The following is a 16,642-nucleotide window of genomic DNA, read 5'->3' as shown; positions in this document are numbered from 1 at the left end:
AAAATCGTTTTTAGTTATTTAATCTTTTTTTCTGCCATAGATAGCGGAAAAGGGCAAAGTTCAAAGTAATTATAGCAAATGTCAGAGTAGGGAACCATTCTTTTATGGAATTATAAAACCATGGTTTGATAAGACTTGATTGTAAAAAAATTGATAAAGAATATACTATTACAATTGATGTTGCGACATTTATAAAGAAAAAATAAGAAGTTGTTTTAAGTAACCAAAGTGATTCATTCATTTCAATCTTAAATACTTCAAATTTTTTTACTATTTCATCATATCTTGATATGCAAGATCGTTTATATATTTCGCCAACTTCTGCAAGCGGAGTTTTGTCTAAATCTCTATCCAACACAACAATATCAAAGTCAAGTGTCTTATCGTATTTAGCTCGCGTTGCAGGATTGGAGAGTGTGAGGTAAGCTTTAGTAAGTTCGATTATCTGCATCAAGCATTCCGATTCTCTTCCTGGATTCGCTTTCGGATCCCAGATTTCTCCAAGATAGAAATACTGTGCCTCAATTTCTGAATGCGATACATCACGATCTAGTCCAAGAATTTCATAGAGTGAAGGTGATACGCCAATAGAATGAGCCATTTGAGATTAGACGATCCAAATGATCTAGGAGTCAAAATCTCCTTTACAGAGGCTTCAAATCTGAAATTTTGACAGTATGAGTTCACAACTCGAAACCTCAATAAGTAATTCCCAATTGCTGGATTCAGTTATTGAATCTGGGATGGGACGGGTTTTTATTGAAACCTATGGCTGCCAGATGAATGAATATGATTCTGGAGTTGTGCGAGGTTTACTCAATCAGGAAAATTTTACAACTGCTCTCAATCCTGAAGATTCAGACGTAATTTTCCTCAACACTTGTGCAATTCGTGAGAATGCACATGCCAAAATATATACAAAACTTCAATCTTTAGGTTATCTCAAAAAAAAGAATCCAAATCTTGTCATTGGTATTCTTGGTTGCATGGCTCAAAATTTAGGAGACGACTTGTTCAATCAGGATCTACCTGTGGACTTGGTCGTTGGTCCAGATAATTATAGAGAGATTCCAAATTTAATCAGATCGATTCGTTTGGGTGGACATACTTCTCCTTTACAGCTTACTCGTCTTTCTCGCACAGAAACCTACGATGATATTGAACCTCAAGTGATTAATGGAATTCAAGCCTTTGTAACTATCATGCGGGGATGCGATAATTTTTGTACCTTCTGTGTTGTGCCATATACAAGAGGACGTGAAAGAAGTCGACCTGTATCATCCATTGTGGATGAAGTCAAGATGTTAGTCGACAAAGGAATCAAGCAAGTTACCCTACTTGGACAGAATGTTAATTCCTATAAAATGAATGAAGATGATTTCGCTTCATTGATAGAGGCATTGCTTAATCAGACAACAATAGAAAAAATACGATTTAGCTCTCCTCATCCAAAAGATTTTCCAATGCATCTTATTGACCTGATGTCAAAAGAAGATCGATTCGCAAGCAATATACATCTACCTTTGCAAGCGGGAAGTTCAAAAGTTTTAGAGGACATGAACAGAAGTTATACGAAGGAAGAGTATCTAAATTTGGTTGATCGTATCCGTGATAGAATTCCGAATGTGGGGATTACAACCGATATCATAGTCGGATTTCCGGGTGAGACAGATGAAGAATTTGAAGAGACTCTGGATGTTGTTAGAAAAGTTCGATATGACATGGCATATATGTTTAAATATTCTGAGCGAGAAGGTACAATAGCTCAAAAGAAATTACCTGATAATGTCCCGGAAGATTTAAAATCAGAGCGTTTGATTCGATTGGTTGATCTCCAGACAGAAATTTCCCATGAATTGAACACGGCTAAGATCGGTAAAGAATATGAGATTCTCGTCGAGAATGCTTCCAGGAAAAGCAAACTAGATTTATCTGGGCGAACATCATGTGGACGTATGGCAGTTTTCCCAGTACCTTACGGTGATTATACGGATTGGATTGGCAGCACTGTAAAGGTTCGTATCACGCAAGCTACAAGCGCTACTTTAAAAGGTATTTACCTAGAAGGGCAACCCATTGAGCCAAGATCTTAGAACAGTTCGCCTAAAAAACGTATCAGATCTTCCAATAGATTTTCAAGTTCATACAGATCGCGGCGGGATATTAAAAAAAATCAAACCACCGATTTTAGATTTATATATATTTCTGGAAATTCTAAGCCCATTTCTTGTAGCACTTTCATTTTTTACAATGATCTATATGGCAGTAGCAATCCAGAAAATGATTGGATTGTTTATTGGTAAAGGAATCGATTTCTTCAGACTTCTAGACTACCTAGGTTATATTTTGGGGAATACTCTGCCGATGACTATTCCTATGGCTTGCTTAATGAGTGGAATTATGGCTGCCGGAAGATTGTCTGGAGATTCCGAAATCACAGCGATGCGTTCAGCAGGAATTAGTTTTCCGAGAATCTATTTGAATTTTTTATTTTTTGGCTTTATGATGGCTTGCATTGTTGGTTATCTAAATTTTTATTTGGCTCCAGAAAACACGCGTAAGATGAAAGAATTCAACAATTGGATTATGACATACAATCCATTGCTTGCAATTAGCCCTGGTCAATTCAGTGGAGATGAGTCGCAGGACTTCTTCGAAAAGCGTGGTCGAACAATGTATTCAGGTGGCATTGACGAAGATACTGGTTTGATTACTGGAATTCAAATTCGGGAATGGGAAATTTCTGCTGAAGGAAATGATTTTATCTCATTCAATGATTTATTGATTCCCATGGGTGGATCACGTGTTGTTCAAATCATAAATGCCAAGTCAGGAGTTCTCGTTGAAAAATTGAATTCTAAAGGAGAATTTGAAAAGGCAATTCGACTCAAAGAAGGCTTCATAATTGAATGGGATGAGGACAAAGAACATTTTACCTTAACGAATTTCATCAATGGTGAAATGGACTACAACGTTCCTACGAAAGAACAGAAACCTACTTTGCAAATCAATGTTAAGCCGGATACATATTCAATGTCTATGCTATTTAAGATTAGGGATAGTATCGAATCGGAAGGATTGGAGAATCTACCTGGTTTAGAAATTTTAAAAGAATACAATATATCAATCAAAGGGGTAGGTGGCCTCAAACAAATGGTTGAGCAGATGAAAATGGAAATCATCATGGCATCGACCAATGGTTCCATGTCTTCCACAGAACTCACTCAGCAGGTGACAATGTTCACTCAACTAACAGAATTGTTAACGGAATCGAAAAAAACTCTCACTTCATTCAACGTTGAAATTCATAAAAGAATTGCAACACCGGTTTCTTGTCAGATTTTTTTCTTTCTATCTTTTCCTTTAGGTTTGGTAGTGAAACGTTCTGGCAAGGGCATGAGTTTTACTCTTGCGGTTGTGTTTCTATTGATATATTATTTATTTTTTATATTTGGAAGTGGAATTTCGTATAAGGAAAGTATACCTGACTGGATTGGACCTTGGAGTGCAAATTTTGTGATCATGATTATATCCATCTATATAATGGTGACGAGAACTGATGCCAAGTTACCTCCAAGATTGCAATTGTTGGTTGATAAATACTACGATAAACGAGATGCGATTGTTTTGAAATTCGATAAATGGTTTTCCGGAATCAAAAAAAAATCCTTTTATAAAAGATTTTCTAAGAAAAAGTAATTGTGGAATCTCAAAACTTTGGATATCTTATGGAAAGTAGCGCTACCTTGGAGGTCTTGCATTGAAGAAGTCCATAATTTGGAATATATCTACTGGGGAAAAGTTTCCTCTTGAGTTGTGGAAGCATCCAAAAATCAAAATTGAATTAAACAATGTTATCTTGAATGATACACCGAATCTGGTTTTATCCGATGATGAGAGTAATATTTTATATCTGCGTGTTACTAAGAAAGAATGGGACAAAGTAAAGGATCAGATTTTTAAGAATTTTGCACTTCATCCATTTGTATCCATTATATTGATTTCGAGTCCAGATGATCCAGATGCAATTTATGCGGACACTTTGGGACAATCCAAATTCTTAGTTTTAGAAAATCCTCTTCATCTCAGAGAACTTAGAATTATTCTTGATCGAATCATTCAAGTGGAATTCTATAAACAAGCTGCGATGGAGATTGGTAATGGCTGTCTTGCAAACGTAGGTTTTTTTGAGGGTGTATTTGAACTTGCTCACAAAGAATACGAAAGTACAAAACAAGAAAATGATGCGCTTCAATCAATCCTCACATATGAAGAAAAGATCAAGAAAAATCAGCATGACATTGACATTGCTATGCAAATAGTAAATGAACTTAAGAATCTAGAATTGATTGAGCTTCATGATCGAATCAAAGCTACTGAGAAATTAGAAGAATTGCGTGAGAAAGAACTAAAGACAGTTATTGAAGCGAAAAAAGCGACAGAGAAAGCATTAGAATATTCAAGAATTGAAGAAATCAATTTAGATAGAATCATCAAAGCTCAAGACCGTTTATTTGCCTATACCGACAAAGAGATCAGAGATCTATTGGATGAGAATCTTGAACTAAAGAAGAAGCTTGGAATAAAGTCTTAGATAGAATCATTCGTCGTCAATAGTCTTTCATAACTTTTTCTGATATAGTTTGATATTCTGTGGAACTTTTGCCATAATGAAGCTCAGCGAAAGTTATGAGATGTCTGTTTTTCTTTTCTTTGAAATCATCCGCAATTTCATATTTTTTATTTTTCAAAGCACTCATTTGCATTTTTTCAAAACAAAAGGCAAGAATTTTATGAGGTTCACTTTCTTTTTCATATTTTTCGTTCAATTGAATATACCTTAGCAAAATATCTGTTACAGGAATATAATTTTTCATTGAAAATTGATGCTTAGCATATTCACGATAGAGCCCTGCTTTGAGATCTAAGAAACTTGCCTGAGACTTAACCGTTGGGTTTTCAATCTTGTCCAAAGTCGTCATCCCTCGAATTAAATATTGGACAGCTTGATTGCGTCCATCATTTAGAAGCTTAGCCAGCTCTCGGTTTCTTGCATCTTCTCGTGCTCGTTTTTGCCATTCATATCGATCTTGAGGATTCACTTCCTGTTCATATTCTTCTTTTTTGGATTCAATAGAGCTTTCCGTGTTTTGGAAAATATCGATACTGATTCGATAATCTCGTGCTGCTTCTTTGAATCTTCGCTCAGATGATGTTTCATCTATTTTATCCAAAATTTCGAGATTACGAAAGTCTTCTGTTCCCGATCCCCATCCTGGATCAATCCTCTCAGAGTTGGGAATCAAGAGTTCCACTTTATTATCTGATACTTTTGTTTGAGAAAAAATAAAATGACAAGGTATGATTAAAATGATTGCGATGCTGATTATTTTTTTCATGTTCTGATATGAATTTCGGTCATTTTTGCAAAAGCTTTAACTTGCAGAAATACAGATTTCCATTTCAATTGGATATATGAAGAATCTAATCCAAAAAATGGATAAGATCAAGAATATAGTTCTGATCGCCCATGATAACCGCAAGAAAGACTTATTGGAATGGGTTTTGTACAATCGTGGAACCTTAGCGCGTCATAGATTGTTCGGAACAGGAACAACAGGGCGAATCATTCAAGAAAAAGCAGACCTACCAGTTCATCGATTTATTTCGGGTCCTTTGGGCGGTGATCAACAAATTGGTGCAAAGATCGTTGCAGGCGAAATTGATTTGATGGTTTTTTTCTGGGATCCGCTTACAGCTCAGCCCCATGATCCAGATGTAAAAGCGCTTCTTAGAATAGCAGTACTTTATAATGTTCCAATGGCATGCAATCGTGCGAGCGCAGATTTTATTATATCATCAAGTTTACTTGAAGAAAATTACAATCGAGTGATGATCGATTATGAATCAAGAATAGGGAATCCCGAGCCTAATTGATTTTTTATTGATTTTGTCGATTTCAATTCTTGATTCTTCCGATTTCTAGAAATTGTGATTCAACCTTTAAAAATTCAGCAGTAAGCCTATGCCTTTCTTGGAATTGAGGTTTCAGGAAGAGGGGAACAATGAATTGAGATATCCACGAGAAATTCGCTTCATATTCAATTCTATCTTCCAGTATACTCGAATTCTTATCAATGGATTCGAAAATATGGGAATGGTAGAATTGCAAAAATGGACCCGATTCTTGGTAATCTTGAAATAATTTGTTTTTTTCGTATTTGCTATGTTTTGCGACCCATTGCACACGCAATCCTGGAAGTATAGGAATTTTAAGAATTGCTGTTTCGCCTGGTTGCAGTGAATTTGGTTTTTTGATGACTTCAACACCTGGACTTGATCCAACCAATATTTCAAAGCCATGCCGATCTTCGTGGAATGCAAAAAGTTTTTCGACTGATACGTTAAATCTGGACTTGCAAATGAATGTGGATAACATAGGTTTAGGTTTCTAAATATATGCTACAATGGATACAGAGTTTTTTTTCTAAATCTGAAAATATAAAAATTGTATTTTCTGATCATGCAATAGCCAAAATCAAGAACCACCTTAGGGGATTGCCAGAGAATTGTGTTTTGGTTCTTAGCATAAACTCTGATGCAAAAGGGAAGAGATTGGTATTTTCTGGTTTCGAAAAAATCAATCCAAAAATCAAACTGCATAAAATCGAAGGGATTCCGATTCAGTTTTTAAATTCTTCCGCAGAAATTTTAAATGAGTCTGGCATTGACTGGGATCAATCGGGAAATATTATTATATATCCACGCGTAAATCTCCACACCGAGCTCACACCGAATCCCTCCATACTCAAATTCATCAGCAATAAAAATCTAATAGCGAACGACTCATTGTATTATGAGGCTGCTTGGGATCGTGATTCTGAATACAAAAAACCTCATCTTATTGATTTAATCTTTCAGCATAAAGTTGTTGAAAGTGTTTATTTACAAAAGAAATCCGTTCAAGTTGAACTTAAAGATAAGATTTCCTGGAAGCAGCGGGAAGAAAAAATTGGAAATACGATAATCCAATATTTGGAGTCTCTACCTACACCGATCTCAATTGTTCAGAAATCTTAAAAAAGAATTATTTTCTTAATTTAACAGTTTCACCTGTTGCTAAATCTCGTTCCCAGCCTGATTTTTTCGGAACCACTAGGCTGATCGTTTCTCCAAGTACGGAGATACTTGCTTCGTTTATAGAACGATTCTTTCTCATGAAGTCTACGATGGATTTTTCATTCAGGCCATTTCTTCGTCCTAAATTGATGATAACGCCTTCACGTTTTACTTTGATAATATTTCCTTCTACGCTTAAGAGTTCTTTAATCTTCTTAGCAAATGTAGTGGCAACGTAAGCAAGGCTTCCGCGCCCGTTTCCTCGTATAAGGATTCGATCCGTTTCTTTTGCAGTTTTCCTATCGTAAACTTTGTATTCTATTTGAATGGATTTATCATCGTCTCGAGCAATACCATAAGCAATATAGCGAATTGTATCAGGAAAATATGGATTATCATTTGGTTCAAAGCTATAACTATTGTTATAAGGATTGTAGGATTTCCCATTTGATTTTCTTATATTTTCTCGAACTTCTGTATTTTCAGAATCATTTGCCAATCGTATTCCCTTTTTATTTTGCAAACTTAGCAAAAGTGCCGAAGTGATTTCGGTTGGGAAATTGATTTTGCTTCCAAAACTAAAATCCATCTTTGGATCCAATAATAATAGTTTAGGACTGGAAGTTGGGTCCTGAAATTTAAATCCAGATCCTTCAGGTAGAAGGTATCCTTCTTTGTATTCTAAAGAATTTTTTGCAGCATTGACAGCATATTCCAGTTTATTTTGGATTTTAAAATCCTTTGGATCTTCCTTGCTCAGATAGACGAGTTGATTGATGAATGCAGGAATATCATTATTTTTCTTATAGGTTTCAACAAGGAAGTTTTGTGTTTTGATATCTCTTGGCGAAAGCTCTCGAGCTCTATAAAGGTGGAAAAGGGAAGTCTCATAATGAAGTGCATTTTTCTCAGATTGAAATCTTTCCAATCTATAGTTGCCAAGCTGTCTACGAAGAGTTGCATCTTCGGGAACATTGCGAATAAGAAACGACTCCGCAGAATACCTTGCGATCTCATCTAGATCGTCAAATTCTAAAATGGATTTATACGCAAGCGTTGCGAGTCGAATTTCATCTTCGTTTGGTCGATTTTTTTCTGATATCAGAGATGCAACTAAGTATGCATATTCCATATTATTCGGATATTTCGAATAAAGTTTTTGGAATATCTGTAGGGCTTCTTTTCTTGATTCTCCTTGTTTCCAAGCTAAAAGCTTTGCCTTCCAGAAATTCGCATTTTCGTCGCCTGGTCTAATTGTTAGAGCTGTATCGAATTCTTTAATTGCACTTTCAAATTGCTCTATCGATTTATCTGAATCGGTTTTGGTTTTATAAGCATCAAGAGAGTAAGCTTGTCCTCGTATGGTATAACCGAAATCAATATCAGGATGTTTTTCAATAATTTCATCAGCAATTTTTAGAGCCTTAGCTGAATCTTCAATATTAATATATAGACTTGCTAATTTCTTCATCAAGGGAAGATCCCAAATAATTTTTGGTCTTATCTGATCCAGTTTGTAAACTGCAAGTTCCGGTTTACCCATTGCTTCTAATGTTTCAACCAATGAAAGAGTAAGGATTGGATCATCACGTTTGGATTTGAGAGCCATTTCCAGATAATCTCTGGATTCTTGGTTTTTACCTTCCATAACCAATACTCGACCGATGCCTGCTATAGCTTCCGTATTGTTCGTACTGATTTCTAATACTCGACTGAATGCTGATCTTGCATCAGAAGCGGAACCTAGAGCAAGGGAAGTTTTGCCATAACCAATGAGTGCTTGAGTGGAATTTGGATTTTGATTTTTTGCTACAATAAAATGTGATAATGCTCTTTTATAATTTTTTTCTTCGTAGTATTGATTGCCTGCTTTGATTTCTTCTATTGTCTCTTTAGATTGAATTCCGAAATCCACAACCGCAAAAAATAAAATACCAATCAACAACTGTAAGTGTTTACTAGGGAACAAAATACCCTCCTTCTGTTTTTCCACCGAAGTCCCGATATTTTACTGTTAGTTCAAGCGGAATCCATCTTCCAGTAATAGATGATTTCGTTTCTGTTGAATAGGAAAGAAAATATCTTTCGTCCATATGGGATTTAATTAGATCGTATAAATCTTCCTCAATGACTTCATCGAGTGAGAATAATTTGCCACCACTTCCTTCTGCAAGAAAATTCCATGATTCATCCGCGCTATCTGGCTTTTCCAGAGTGATTGGATATATTTGAATAGACTGAGCTCTAGCATACTGTATGATTTTTTGGAGAGGATATTGCTTTGTTGATAAAGAGTTCTTACCTGATGTGAAAATTACAATTGCTCGGGGACCCAACTCTTTGCTGAGATTGCCGATACTCAAGTAGATTGATTTTCCAGTATGGAAATTTTCTTGGGGAGTAGATGTTCGGATCGATTTGAATAGATTGCGTTCGGACACTGTAAAAGGAAGTATTTTTGTTGAATCTTGATCAGCTCGAATCAGTTCTATTCTATCCTCTCTTGTCATCTTGTCAAAAAATGGCTGCATCCAAGATTGAAATCGTTTATGACCATCAATTACAGAATCGGAATTCTCAAAAACCATCGACACTGTAATTCGATTGTTCCAGTTTTGTGCATTTTTTAATTCAAAAAGACTCTTATCATTTGCATTCTCAATCATCGCAAAATCTTCTCTTTTGAGTCCTCTAATACTTTGACCTCTGCGATTCTTAAGATTTAGAAAAAGAGTTATATTGGGAAACCGACTAGTATCAATTTTTTCAATTTCTAAATTTAAATTACTCAAACGGAAGTTAATGGGGGCAAAAAGATCTATTCGATGACGGTTGAAGTCCGTAGTATATAAATAACCATATCTGTCTTGTCTTGCTGCAAATATCCGATCAATATTTCTGTATTTTCCAGATAAATCTTTAAATTTATCCATAGTTTTATAAGAAGTAGTTTTTGGATTGAATTCGATTAGCCCAGATATTTCATCCGAAATATAAATCTTATCTTGGATAAATTCTAAAGATCGAGGTTTTTTGAAATATTTGGAATTTAGGGATCTTAGATAATTCCCTTCTTCGTCATAGACTAGAATTCGAGGATTTGATTTTTCGATCACATAGATTTCGTTTTTGAACCAACCTATCCCTGCTGGCTGATTCAACTTACCTTGACCAAATTGTCCAAAAGCAAATAATGGTTTTTGCATTTTGTTCCACTTAACAACTCTTTGGTTGCCAATGTCAGAGATATATGTGTTGCCAATTGGGTCTATTGCGATTCCATTTGGACCACGAAATTGATTTAGCTCAGAACCAGTGGAACCAATTCTTTCTTTAAAATTGCCTTTTTTATCAAATATATAAATATAGTCAGAAGGGAAGTCAGCAACGAAAAACCTTCCGTCCCAATAATCCATTGCCACAGGACCTTTCATCTGACGTGAAAATCCACCTTGGCTAATCCAAATAGGCGTGAGATTCGGATCATATTTAATAAGGCTCGTTGTTCCAAACGATAAAAGATAAAGGTTGCCCGATTCATCTAATTTAATATCTACAGGATTGCGAAAACGAAAGCCCCTATGCTCGTCCCCCTGAATGGATTGGTAATAACTTTTTTCTGATGATGTTAGGTCAAAACCTCCCAATTCCATTTTCAAAAGTTCAATGCGATTGACAGTGACAGAATCTTTTGGACTCGTTTTTCTGAGTTCTTCCAACTCGCTTAGGGACTCAAGCCATTCTCCAGATTGGTATAAAGTTCTGGATAAATACAAACGCGCAAGAGGGAAGTCATCTTTTGCTGAGAGAACGTTTAAGAGTTTTTCTCTTGCAAGAGAATATTCACGTGCGTTATAATGAAGCAGTGCATTTTGAAAATTTTTGAGAACTCTTTCTTCACCGGTTTTCAACTTGGGAAAGTCGAGACCGAGTAGGCAAAGGCATAATAGACCTATCCAGGCATGTCTGTAATGAGACATAATATCAACCTCCTATGTTTTGTTTGAAGTGTCAATCTATTTCTAATCTCGGTAAAAATGAAAAAAACCTAAAAAACATCCTTTCTTGACAGTGCGCTTAATTTTAAAAAATTGGAATTAAACCATGAATCCTGCACTGCTTCGAAAAGAAGTTCAAAGACGTCGTACATTTGCAATTATCGCCCATCCTGATGCTGGAAAAACCACTCTGACCGAGAAGCTTCTTCTTTATGGTGGTGCGATCCAGCTTGCAGGTATGGTAAAAGCCAAAAAAGACCGAAAAACAGCAACTTCTGACTGGATGGCTATGGAAAAGGAGAGGGGAATTTCTATCAGTTCGGCTGCTCTCCAATTTGAATACAAAGATCATGTTCTCAATTTGCTAGACACTCCTGGACACGAAGATTTTTCCGAAGATACATATCGTACGCTAATGGCAGCAGATACAGGAGTGATGGTTCTCGATGCAGGAAAAGGTGTCGAAGCTCAGACCATTAAATTATTTAAAGTATGTCGAGATAGGGGAATTCCCATCCTCACCTTTATCAACAAGATGGATCGTCCGACTAAGGATATGTTTGTCTTACTCGATGAGATTGAAAAAGTTTTAGGCATCAATGCAATTCCATTGGTCTGGCCTTTAGGAACTGGTCCTGATTTTAAAGGAGTCTATTCGCTTGCAGAAAAGACTTTGTATCTTTTTGACAAAACACCGAGCGGATCCAAGAAACCTAGTTTCAAAATCTCCGGCGCCATGGACAAAACATTAGATGAAAACTACGATGCAGATATTGTTCAGAGATTTCGAGAAGATATCGAACTAATCGAAGAAGGACTCACTGGTTTTAAAAAGCAGGAGTTCTTGAATGGTCAGTGTTCTCCAGTATTTTTTGGAAGTGCAGTAAATAATTTTGGAATTGAACTTTTCTTAAATGAATTCTTGGATCTTGCTCCTGCTCCAGATCATCTGCCTTTGTTAGATGGAAATCTTTTGGATCCAGTAGAATCTCCTTTTTCTGCTTTTGTTTTCAAAGTTCAAGCGAATATGAACCGCATGCATAGAGATAGGATTGCATTTATTCGAGTTACTTCTGGTGTATTTGAACGGGGAATCCAAGCGATTCACAATAGGCTGGATAAACCAGTTAAGCTTGCAAGTTCGTTTGCATTTTTTGGACAAGATCGCAATACAGTTGATATAGCATATCCGGGTGATATAATTGGAGTTATCAATCCTGGGACTTTTCAGATTGGAGATATACTTTCCGAAGGTAAGGCTCCAGATTTGCGACCACTTCCAGTATTCGCTCCCGAAATTTTTGCAACGCTTTCCTGTAAGGATACGCAGTCTCTTAAAGGATTTAAAAAAGGACTGGAGCAACTTGCTGAAGAAGGAATACTACATTTGTTCCAATCCAAAACGATCGGATCTGGAAGCCCAATTGTGGGAGCTATGGGTCGGATGCAATTTGAAGTATTTCAGCGAAGACTTACGGATGAATACAAAGTCGAGACCAATTTGAACCCTTTACCTTATCAGGTTTCTCGTTGGGTGACTGACTCTGACATCGCAAAGCTTCCATCCAATGTCAATCTAGCTACTGATAAAAATGGAATCTCAGCTCTACTATTTGAGACGGAATGGGATATGAATTATTTCTCGAAAAATCACCCAGACATCCGTTTGAAGGAACACCCGAGCCAAGTATAAAAAAAAGCGATGGCTTCTTAGAGATGCCATCGCTTATCAATATCAGGTGTATTCGCAACTGGGCGTTGCTTTAAGATTTAACGAAGAAAAATGAATTATTCCAACGAATATTTCTATTTATTTGAAGTTATTTGAGTATTTTTGAACTATTTTTCGGAAAAAAAATCAATAATTTACGGAAAACGAATTTGATCATGATTTTTTCTGTCATAACATACTGGATTGGCAACTTCCCATAATGTATATTATGTCACATTAAAAATGTCCACATTTGTATAGAAAGGCACATGGGTAACACATTGGATCACTCACATAGGTGACACATTTTTAGTTTATTCTTCAATTGTAAAAATAAGCTTCTGATATTTCAACACTTTACAGTTTCAATTCGCCACTAGTGTTGGCTCTCCAAAACGATTCGATAATATTTGTTAAATTAATATATAAAACTTCTTGCGTATTTGAGCATCATTGTGGACAAGAATAAAAGTTGTTTAGCTTATTCTAAATCAAAGAGACGGCAATGAAATATAGATTATTTATAACTACGGTCGCTATGATTCTTCTGCTATCTTGTAAAGATATGGTTCAGAATGAAAACCTCAGTGAAATCTCAGCTGCGGAAAATCAAAAAATCGAACCTAGCGAGAATTCAAATAAGAATGAAATAGGTAATCTTCCAGAAGACGCAGTTCGGAGTGCAGATGGCAGCTGCACCATCATCCCGTCTCCCGATGGGACTAAAATTACCATTGCAACCCATTCGTTTGAAAATGAAATATCTTTTCCTGATGACCCATACATAATTTCTGATCTATCTCGTGTTGAATTTTCAAAGACCAATAAGTATGCAGCTTTGGATTTTGGAACCGGATCAGGGGCAAGAACAATTGCTTTTCTGAACTGTCATTCAGGGAAACTGGTTTTCAAAGATAGTTATCTGAGTGATTTAAGTTTTGAATGGGAGAATGAGACTTTTCAATTTCACAAAGTGACCGGCGAAGAGCCTACTGAAGGCGATGAAAGGTTATTTACTTATGAAACATATAAATTTGTTGATGGTAAGGTTGAAAAAACTGGAATTACAGGGAAGTCTTCAGGCGAATAGATTTCTCAATGCTTGAAATAATTTATCTAAATTAAGTGAAGATTAGATGTGAATTTATGCCGGCAATCATATCATGATAACACTTTGTTTAAGAAGTTGTCTGCACAACCAGACGAAAAGTAGCATAATAAATTTTTATTGATAGAATCTATCAATTTTTTTAACCATTTTTCATCTGTTGTTTTTCAAAAATTTTAAATATCACCGATTGTCATATGAACAAGGGTTTGATTCAGGAGTTGGTATCCGACTTCACCAAATGTTATTGGACCTGCAAAATCATTTGTTTTTTTGCCTTCAAGTTCACCATGCAAATAGTTCAATATACAATTGCAGGAGAAATAGATATTTTTGATTTCTGATTGTTCGAGAATCCTTCGATTGAATTCTTCAGCATAATCATCAATTGGCGCTGCGATTTTATAATTGTAGCCCTTAACAAGTGGAGCGTAAAAATATACTTTCTTTTGGTCGGAATCCAACCTCTGAAAGCTGACATTGATCATAGCTCCAAAATAATCTGCGACCAACGGCAATCTTGTATCCAATTGATTCTCAACTATGTAGTCGTAGAAATTTCGTTTTGTTCCATTGATAATTACATCTGTAAATTCGTATCCGTCTTCCTCAAAAGTTAAGGTATCTCCATCGCTTTGTTTGAATATATTGATGATGCCGATGTCGGCAAATTTGTTATCCGGAAGACTGCAATGGAAAGCAACCGCTCCATCTTCCATAACCTTTCCAGATTCTCCAAAAAAAACCTTTGCTTGCTTAGTTTCAATATCATTCAAATGAACACCCGCAATCCATCCAATCAAAGGAGTTGTTCCAAAATTTTCATAGGACGGTGCATTGAGTCCAAAAGATTCCAAAGTTTTGCTACCAGCCGTAATGATCAAAATTGTAAATCCATTTGGTGGTGAGTTTTTATAAACATCCTTTAGTGATGATGCTGAGTATGTTCTAAGTTCCTTCTTCTTTACGAAATCGGGAATTTCAGTAACGTATATTTCTGATTCAGATTGCCTTCCTCCTGATTCAGTCATAAAATAAGGAATTGTTCCACCAATCCAATGTCCCTTTGCTAATTTGGAAAGAGATTCCTCGCTTCCCGCAAGAATCAATTTCTTTCCATCTTGAATCATAGCATTAACGGCTTCAACTGTATGTAATTCTTTATTCATTATGCTGCCACTAGTCCCATTATTTTTTTTAGATCCGCATTGCATTTGGGAATATGATTTGTCTTCTGAAAGAAATCACACAATTCATTTGCGCATTGCTTAATAACATCGTTATTGTTGGAGGAAGATTTTACTTTCAGTCGCAATCTCATAAGTAGAAATTGGAGAGCGAGAAAATCGAAATTGAATTGATTATCTTGCAACAAGACTTCGTGCCAAATTTTATCATTTGCATCAGGGACAACCATAAATAGACCTCTATATATTTATCAGATATAGTCTCCTATACTTGAATAAGACTAACCCAAACCTATATCTATAAGACGAAAGTAATGGAAATAAATTTCACAAAAAAAATACCAAGGCCAAAATCTGGAATAAATAATTTCATCACTGATTATTAACTACATGCTTAATTTAGATTATACTAATATTGCATCATTTTTTAAAGACGATGCATTAATTATACATTGAATCAAAATGGATCTAGTATTGCCCAGTATTTAGGTAAGTAAGCTTTGCATGCGAAAGAAAGGAATACCTGATAATTTTGGATTAGAGCGGGATATGCGTTCGAATAAATGGAATTGAAAATGATTCTCAACAACCATTTTCAAAATTAACAATCCTTGAGCTTCCCTTTCTTGATTATTTATATAGAATTGCATTTTTCCTTTTCAAAAATTAGACCCACTCGAAGCTTTTTTTATAGTGGTTCAAAAATTCAATTGCCTATCTCTCTAAATCTAGAATCTTAGGACTTAGGATGCACCATATCCCCTACTCTACTTGTTCTAATTTTTCTATTATTAAAAATACAAGCAACTTATTGTTTCAGGAGTTCAATATATGAATTTTACCTCGGGTTATTTTACGACCTCGGTTGGAAAAAAGTTTGTTGTGGCAGTCACAGGAGTCCTTTTGTTTGGATTCGTGATTTTCCATATGATTGGAAATCTCCAGGTCTATATCGGTCCTGAGAAATTCAACGCCTACGCGAAGTTTTTAAAAGATTTAGGACCTTTACTTTGGGTTGCACGAATCGGATTGCTGGTAGCTGTTTTGCTGCATATCGGTTTTACAATTCAACTTGCTCGTGAGAACCGTGCAGCTAGACCTGTTGCCTATGCGTATATGAAAACCAAGCAAGCATCATCTGCTTCAAGGTTTATGGTTATGAGCGGGCTTACCGTCATGGCGTTCATAGTGTACCACCTTTTGCATTTTACATTGGGCGTAACCAATCCAGAATATTTAGAATTTACTTACAATCTAAAAGGTGAGCAAGTTCATGATGCCTACGCAATGTTTGTATCTGGATTCAGTGTTCCGATTGTTTCTGCTTTTTACATTCTTTCAGTTGGTTTGCTTTGCTGGCATTTAAGCCATGGTGTCGCAAGTCTTTTTCAGACATTAGGGGTTGATAGTCCCAAGCATGAGCCAAATATCAGAAAAGCTGCAATTGCTTTTTCATTGTTGATCTTTATTGGTAATACTTCCATGCCTTTGGCTGTATTATTCGGTTTTGTTAAGTAAT

15 protein-coding genes are annotated in these 16,642 nt (G+C 35.9%); 8 read left to right on the top strand and 7 right to left on the bottom strand.

The annotated features are described in order from the left end of the window. Positions 1 to 10: 10 nt before the first annotated feature. Positions 11 to 601 carry a J domain-containing protein gene (locus O4O04_RS12070; protein ID WP_272531964.1) on the bottom strand — a complete coding sequence of 197 codons (591 nt, stop codon included), beginning with the start codon at positions 599 to 601 and terminating at the stop codon, positions 11 to 13. A 76-nt stretch (positions 602 to 677) separates the two neighbouring features. On the opposite strand from O4O04_RS12070, the gene miaB reads away from it, so the two are divergent. The 3 genes from miaB to O4O04_RS12055 all read left to right on the top strand — a co-directional run bounded on the left by miaB (position 678) and on the right by O4O04_RS12055 (position 4,594). Beyond that, on the top strand, positions 678 to 2,093 hold the full coding sequence (miaB, locus tag O4O04_RS12065; protein WP_442915892.1) for a tRNA (N6-isopentenyl adenosine(37)-C2)-methylthiotransferase MiaB: 1,416 nt from the start codon (positions 678 to 680) through the stop codon (positions 2,091 to 2,093). Next, positions 2,077 to 3,699 (top strand): LptF/LptG family permease, encoded by a 1,623-nt coding sequence (locus O4O04_RS12060; RefSeq protein ID WP_272531963.1) that lies wholly within the window; start codon positions 2,077 to 2,079, stop codon positions 3,697 to 3,699. Before miaB ends, O4O04_RS12060 begins: the two co-directional genes overlap by 17 nt. 61 nt (positions 3,700 to 3,760) lie before the next feature. After that, entirely contained in the window at positions 3,761 to 4,594 is an 834-nt protein-coding gene (locus O4O04_RS12055) for a hypothetical protein (RefSeq protein ID WP_272531962.1), read from the top strand. Between the two features lie 16 nt (positions 4,595 to 4,610). Here O4O04_RS12055 and O4O04_RS12050 read toward each other — a convergent pair whose 3' ends face one another. Then, positions 4,611 to 5,399: an FcpA-related putative periplasmic flagellar protein gene (locus tag O4O04_RS12050; RefSeq protein WP_272531961.1), complete on the bottom strand. Its 789-nt coding sequence runs from the start codon at positions 5,397 to 5,399 to the stop codon at positions 4,611 to 4,613. 97 nt (positions 5,400 to 5,496) lie between these two features. Here O4O04_RS12050 and O4O04_RS12045 point away from each other — a divergent pair, with 97 nt between their 5' ends. Then, on the top strand, positions 5,497 to 5,937 hold the full coding sequence (locus tag O4O04_RS12045) for a methylglyoxal synthase (RefSeq protein ID WP_442915961.1): 441 nt from the start codon (positions 5,497 to 5,499) through the stop codon (positions 5,935 to 5,937). Between the two features lie 22 nt (positions 5,938 to 5,959). Here O4O04_RS12045 and O4O04_RS12040 read toward each other — a convergent pair whose 3' ends face one another. Beyond that, on the bottom strand, positions 5,960 to 6,439 hold the full coding sequence (locus O4O04_RS12040; RefSeq protein ID WP_272531959.1) for an SRPBCC family protein: 480 nt from the start codon (positions 6,437 to 6,439) through the stop codon (positions 5,960 to 5,962). Between the two features lie 20 nt (positions 6,440 to 6,459). Here O4O04_RS12040 and O4O04_RS12035 point away from each other — a divergent pair, with 20 nt between their 5' ends. Further along, on the top strand, positions 6,460 to 7,080 hold the full coding sequence (locus O4O04_RS12035) for a NifU N-terminal domain-containing protein (RefSeq protein WP_272531958.1): 621 nt from the start codon (positions 6,460 to 6,462) through the stop codon (positions 7,078 to 7,080). Positions 7,081 to 7,087: 7 nt separating this feature from the next. On the opposite strand, the gene O4O04_RS12030 is transcribed toward O4O04_RS12035, so the two are convergent. Beyond that, complete coding sequence (locus tag O4O04_RS12030; protein WP_272531957.1) at positions 7,088 to 9,088, bottom strand: tetratricopeptide repeat protein; 2,001 nt, start codon at positions 9,086 to 9,088, stop codon at positions 7,088 to 7,090. Continuing rightward, on the bottom strand, positions 9,078 to 11,099 hold the full coding sequence (locus O4O04_RS12025) for a 6-bladed beta-propeller (RefSeq protein WP_272531955.1): 2,022 nt from the start codon (positions 11,097 to 11,099) through the stop codon (positions 9,078 to 9,080). Before O4O04_RS12025 ends, O4O04_RS12030 begins: the two co-directional genes overlap by 11 nt. Before the next feature lie 124 nt (positions 11,100 to 11,223). On the opposite strand from O4O04_RS12025, the gene O4O04_RS12020 reads away from it, so the two are divergent. Continuing rightward, positions 11,224 to 12,810 carry a peptide chain release factor 3 gene (locus O4O04_RS12020; protein WP_272531954.1) on the top strand — a complete coding sequence of 529 codons (1,587 nt, stop codon included), beginning with the start codon at positions 11,224 to 11,226 and terminating at the stop codon, positions 12,808 to 12,810. A 523-nt stretch (positions 12,811 to 13,333) separates the two neighbouring features. Then, the gene (locus O4O04_RS12015) at positions 13,334 to 13,918 is read left to right on the top strand and encodes a hypothetical protein (RefSeq protein WP_272531953.1); all 585 of its coding nucleotides are present in this window, start codon (positions 13,334 to 13,336) and stop codon (positions 13,916 to 13,918) included. A 194-nt stretch (positions 13,919 to 14,112) separates the two neighbouring features. On the opposite strand, the gene O4O04_RS12010 is transcribed toward O4O04_RS12015, so the two are convergent. Together O4O04_RS12010 and O4O04_RS12005 are read right to left on the bottom strand one after the other, a co-directional pair. Next, positions 14,113 to 15,105 (bottom strand): DUF6976 family protein, encoded by a 993-nt coding sequence (locus O4O04_RS12010; RefSeq protein WP_272531952.1) that lies wholly within the window; start codon positions 15,103 to 15,105, stop codon positions 14,113 to 14,115. Positions 15,106 to 15,608: 503 nt separating this feature from the next. Then, entirely contained in the window at positions 15,609 to 15,773 is a 165-nt protein-coding gene (locus tag O4O04_RS12005) for a hypothetical protein (protein WP_272531951.1), read from the bottom strand. Positions 15,774 to 15,954: 181 nt separating this feature from the next. Here O4O04_RS12005 and O4O04_RS12000 point away from each other — a divergent pair, with 181 nt between their 5' ends. Next, complete coding sequence (locus tag O4O04_RS12000) at positions 15,955 to 16,641, top strand: succinate dehydrogenase cytochrome b subunit (protein ID WP_272531950.1); 687 nt, start codon at positions 15,955 to 15,957, stop codon at positions 16,639 to 16,641. Position 16,642: the final 1 nt, after the last annotated feature.

This window comes from Leptospira sp. GIMC2001 (assembly GCF_028462125.1).
GTDB lineage: Bacteria > Spirochaetota > Leptospiria > Leptospirales > Leptospiraceae.
The sequence above is the reverse complement of the archived record's forward strand: the minus strand, read 5'-3'. Positions and strand labels throughout refer to the sequence as shown.

Coding starts and splice junctions, on each gene's coding strand:
- O4O04_RS12070 (WP_272531964.1), bottom strand. CDS start 601: ATGGCTCATTCTATTGGCGTATCACCTTCACTCTATGAAATTCTTGGA.
- miaB (WP_442915892.1), top strand. CDS start 678: ATGAGTTCACAACTCGAAACCTCAATAAGTAATTCCCAATTGCTGGAT.
- O4O04_RS12050 (WP_272531961.1), bottom strand. CDS start 5,399: ATGAAAAAAATAATCAGCATCGCAATCATTTTAATCATACCTTGTCAT.
- O4O04_RS12045 (WP_442915961.1), top strand. CDS start 5,497: ATGGATAAGATCAAGAATATAGTTCTGATCGCCCATGATAACCGCAAG.
- O4O04_RS12040 (WP_272531959.1), bottom strand. CDS start 6,439: ATGTTATCCACATTCATTTGCAAGTCCAGATTTAACGTATCAGTCGAA.
- O4O04_RS12035 (WP_272531958.1), top strand. CDS start 6,460: ATGCTACAATGGATACAGAGTTTTTTTTCTAAATCTGAAAATATAAAA.
- O4O04_RS12025 (WP_272531955.1), bottom strand. CDS start 11,099: ATGTCTCATTACAGACATGCCTGGATAGGTCTATTATGCCTTTGCCTA.
- O4O04_RS12020 (WP_272531954.1), top strand. CDS start 11,224: ATGAATCCTGCACTGCTTCGAAAAGAAGTTCAAAGACGTCGTACATTT.
- O4O04_RS12015 (WP_272531953.1), top strand. CDS start 13,334: ATGAAATATAGATTATTTATAACTACGGTCGCTATGATTCTTCTGCTA.
- O4O04_RS12010 (WP_272531952.1), bottom strand. CDS start 15,105: ATGAATAAAGAATTACATACAGTTGAAGCCGTTAATGCTATGATTCAA.
- O4O04_RS12005 (WP_272531951.1), bottom strand. CDS start 15,773: ATGCAATTCTATATAAATAATCAAGAAAGGGAAGCTCAAGGATTGTTA.
- O4O04_RS12000 (WP_272531950.1), top strand. CDS start 15,955: ATGAATTTTACCTCGGGTTATTTTACGACCTCGGTTGGAAAAAAGTTT.